The sequence below is a fragment of the Thermostichus sp. MS-CIW-36 genome (genome assembly GCF_054059035.1).
Genome location: NZ_JBSSBR010000058.1, coordinates 1 through 2,961, shown reverse-complemented (window position 1 = coordinate 2,961; position 2,961 = coordinate 1). Strand labels below are relative to the sequence as shown.

Annotated in this window: 3 protein-coding genes, 1 rRNA gene and 1 pseudogene; 3 read left to right on the top strand and 2 right to left on the bottom strand. The window is 59.1% G+C overall.

Translation table 11 applies throughout. The features are described 5' to 3' along the window. Window positions 1-90 precede the first annotated feature (90 nt). Window positions 91-729 (top strand): annotated as a pseudogene (locus tag ACVWVQ_RS14220) (pyruvate kinase); the annotation flags it as partial. Here ACVWVQ_RS14220 and lptB read toward each other — a convergent pair. Next, entirely contained in the window at window positions 726-1,454 is a 729-nt protein-coding gene (lptB, locus tag ACVWVQ_RS14215) for an LPS export ABC transporter ATP-binding protein (protein ID WP_414344406.1), read from the bottom strand. The pseudogene ACVWVQ_RS14220 and the gene lptB overlap by 4 nt on opposite strands. Window positions 1,455-1,681: 227 nt before the next feature. Here lptB and ACVWVQ_RS14210 point away from each other — a divergent pair, with 227 nt between their 5' ends. Both ACVWVQ_RS14210 and ACVWVQ_RS14205 read left to right on the top strand, forming a co-directional pair. After that, entirely contained in the window at window positions 1,682-1,987 is a 306-nt protein-coding gene (locus ACVWVQ_RS14210) for a hypothetical protein (protein WP_414358409.1), read from the top strand. Between the two features lie 167 nt (window positions 1,988-2,154). Further along, window positions 2,155-2,646: a pentapeptide repeat-containing protein gene (locus tag ACVWVQ_RS14205; protein WP_414358407.1), complete on the top strand. Its 492-nt coding sequence runs from the start codon at window positions 2,155-2,157 to the stop codon at window positions 2,644-2,646. A 219-nt stretch (window positions 2,647-2,865) separates the two neighbouring features. On the opposite strand, the gene rrf is transcribed toward ACVWVQ_RS14205, so the two are convergent. Then, window positions 2,866-2,961 (bottom strand): 5S ribosomal RNA (gene rrf, locus ACVWVQ_RS14200); the annotation flags it as partial.

Here is a 2,961-nt window from a genome sequence, read left to right as displayed (position 1 = left end):
TCAGCGTCGCGTAGTGACAACGGAAACGGACAGAATGCTATCGCTTCACCGCTGAGCAGTAATGCTCAGCAGTGTTCAGCGTAAATGTATCAGGTGGACAAAGTTGCCCCTCAGGGCAAGAAGTTGCGAGCAGAAAAAGGCCTCAATTTTCCTGACAGTCAGCTCCAGATCCGTTCCCTTACCGACAAAGACTGCCAAGACCTGGACTTTGTGGTGCGGCATGCCGACTTGGTGGGCTATTCCTTCGTCCAGCAGCCCGCGGACTTGCAGTTGCTGGTTTCTGAGCTGGAGCGGCGGCAGGCTCGCCCCGATCTGGGCTTGATCCTCAAGATCGAAACGCAGCGGGCGGTGAAAAACCTGCCGGCCTTGATCGCGACCGTTGCCGGCTGCCGGCCCCTAGGGGTGATGATTGCCCGCGGCGATCTGGCCGTGGAGATCGGTTGGCTGCGCTTGGGCGAGATCCAGGAGGAACTGCTGTGGATCTGCGAGGCAGCCCAGGTGCCGGTGGTCTGGGCTACCCAGGTGCTGGATCAGCTCACCAAGGAGGGCTTGCCCTCGCGGCCTGAGCTTTCCGATGCGGTGATGTCTGCCCGCGCCGAATGTGTGATGCTCAACAAGGGCCCCTACCTGCTGGAGGCGGTCGCCCTCCTCGATGAGCTGCTGGCCCGTATGCAGACCCACCAACACAAGAAAAGCCAACGTCTGCGGGCTCTGTACTCTTGGCGCTAGAGGCGGAACTTCTCTCCTAGGTAATACTTGCGCACCAAGGGATCCGCTGCCAACTCAGCAGAAGTGCCTTTGGCCAGGATTGCCCCGTCGTTGAGGATATAGGCGCGATCGGTGATCTCCAGAGTCTCCCGCACGTTGTGGTCGGTAATCAACACGCCGATGCCCCGCTGCTTCAGCTTGGCCACCACCTCCTGAATATCCGCCACCGCAATGGGATCCACCCCCGCAAAAGGTTCATCCAGAAGCAGAAATTTCGGCCCGTGGATCCCAGCAGCCAAGGCACGGGCGATCTCCGCTCGGCGACGCTCCCCCCCTGATACCTGTAGGCCCAAGCTGTGGGCGACATGGGCGATGCGAAACTCCTCCAGCAGTTGGTTGAGCCGCTGCTGCCAAAGGCGACGGGGCACCCCTGTTTGCTCCATGATCAGCAGCAGGTTGTCTTGAATGCTGAGGCGACGAAAAATACTCGGCTCCTGGGCCAGGTAGCCGATCCCCAATTGGGCACGACGATGCATGGGCAGGTGGGTAATATCTTGGTCATCCAACCAGACATGGCCTCGGTTCGGCTGGATCAGGCCGGTCATAATGTAGAACGTGGTGGTTTTCCCCGCCCCATTGGGGCCCAGCAGCCCGACGATCTCCCCCTGCTGAATGTTCAGGCTGACGTCGCTCACCACCTCACGGCGGCCATAGCGCTTACAGATGTTTTCTAAGTAGATCTGCATAGGGCGCTGATCAATGCTCACCGATTCTGAAAGGGGCTTCTCGCCCAGACAGGGATCCTGTAGTAAGTGTCTCTCCCGAAGATGCCCCAAATCTTGCCCACAATCCAGAGAGATCTGAGCAGAATTGATCCCCTCAGGCTGACCCTGGAAGTCTTCGATACTATCATCATGACGGCGTACTGTAACTGGTTGCACCACCGCTTCAGGATGGGATCCCTGGCCTTCCCATGCTCCGCTGCCCAGACTGCTCTTGGCTCAACCCCGACTCCGATTATCGCTGTCGCCGCTGTGGGCACTTTTTGCGCCATCGCCCGCTTCCTGTTGCCGGGAAGGGATCCCAGCTCAACCCAAGAAGGCCAAACACCAACCCTGCCGACTGGCGGGAAATCCGCTGGGATCGCGTCCTGACTTCATCGGCGATACTCGGGGTTTTGGTGGGGTTGGGGCAACTGTCTTGGCATTGGGTACAACCGCTGCTGAGAGATCCACCCCTTCCCAGTGTTGGCAACGGCCCGGCAGCTTCGGGACGATAGGACTCCAAACGCCATCGCGCCTTAAGAGAGCTTGTTATCAGGTGGGCCAGACAAACCTGTGGAGTGGCCGAAGTCGGCAGATGCCACTATCATGTGACCAACGCAGAACAACCCCGCTCTGCTGTGTCCCTTCACTTAAACCTTCAAAATTGCGAGGCTTGGTAACCATGAACCTCAATCTCAAAGTTCCCGCCATTTGGGCACTGCTGACCACGGCGGCCTTGGCTTCCACTGCCGCAGCCACAACCTACAACTCTTGTTTCATGCGCTACCTCACGGCTTCCCGAACCTGTCCTAATTGCCGCCTGGGATCCATTGAGCTGAGCAACTTGGATCTGGCGGAAGCCAATTTCAGCGGCTCCGATCTGATCGAGGCTAATTTGGAGCGCACCATCTTGACAGGTGCCGATCTCAGCCAGTCCTACCTGGTGGGAGCCAATTTGCGACGGGCCCAATTGAGCGGAGCCAACCTGAGTGGCGCTTACCTGGAGGGAGCGGATTTGCGGGGGGCCAACCTCCGGGGGGCCGATCTCTCTTCTGCATCCCTGTACGGCGCGGACTTGCGGGGGGCCGATCTGCGCGATGCCAATCTAGTTGGGGCTGACCTGCGCTTTGCTCGCACCTGGGGCGCACGCCTGCAGGGCGCCGTTCGGGAGTAGCGCAAGAGGCCGAGGTTACAAAAAACTGGATCCAAAGCCCCGCCCTTCCAGGGCGGCTTTGTGTAGCTTTGCTAGCAGCGGTAGGGTAGTCAACGGCTATAAAAGCTCGACAGTTTCCAACTAGAACACTGCACCCACACCTATTACCCTAGCCTGAGACGACCATAGCCGCAACTTTTACTCAGTAAATAACCCCCCAGTGATGGGGGGCGGTGGTGGGCCTGGCACCGAGCTAGGTTGCCAGCAGGTCGCCCTGCCAGTAGGTTCGCCGCTGATGCGTTTCACGTCCGAGTTCGGGATGGGTCGGCGTGGTTC

Excerpts from the sequence above, each read along its gene's own strand:
- ACVWVQ_RS14205 (WP_414358407.1), top strand. The coding sequence starts at position 2,155 with ATGAACCTCAATCTCAAAGTTCCCGCCATTTGGGCACTGCTGACCACG.
- lptB (WP_414344406.1), bottom strand. The coding sequence starts at position 1,454 with ATGCAGATCTACTTAGAAAACATCTGTAAGCGCTATGGCCGCCGTGAG.
- ACVWVQ_RS14210 (WP_414358409.1), top strand. The coding sequence starts at position 1,682 with ATGCTCCGCTGCCCAGACTGCTCTTGGCTCAACCCCGACTCCGATTAT.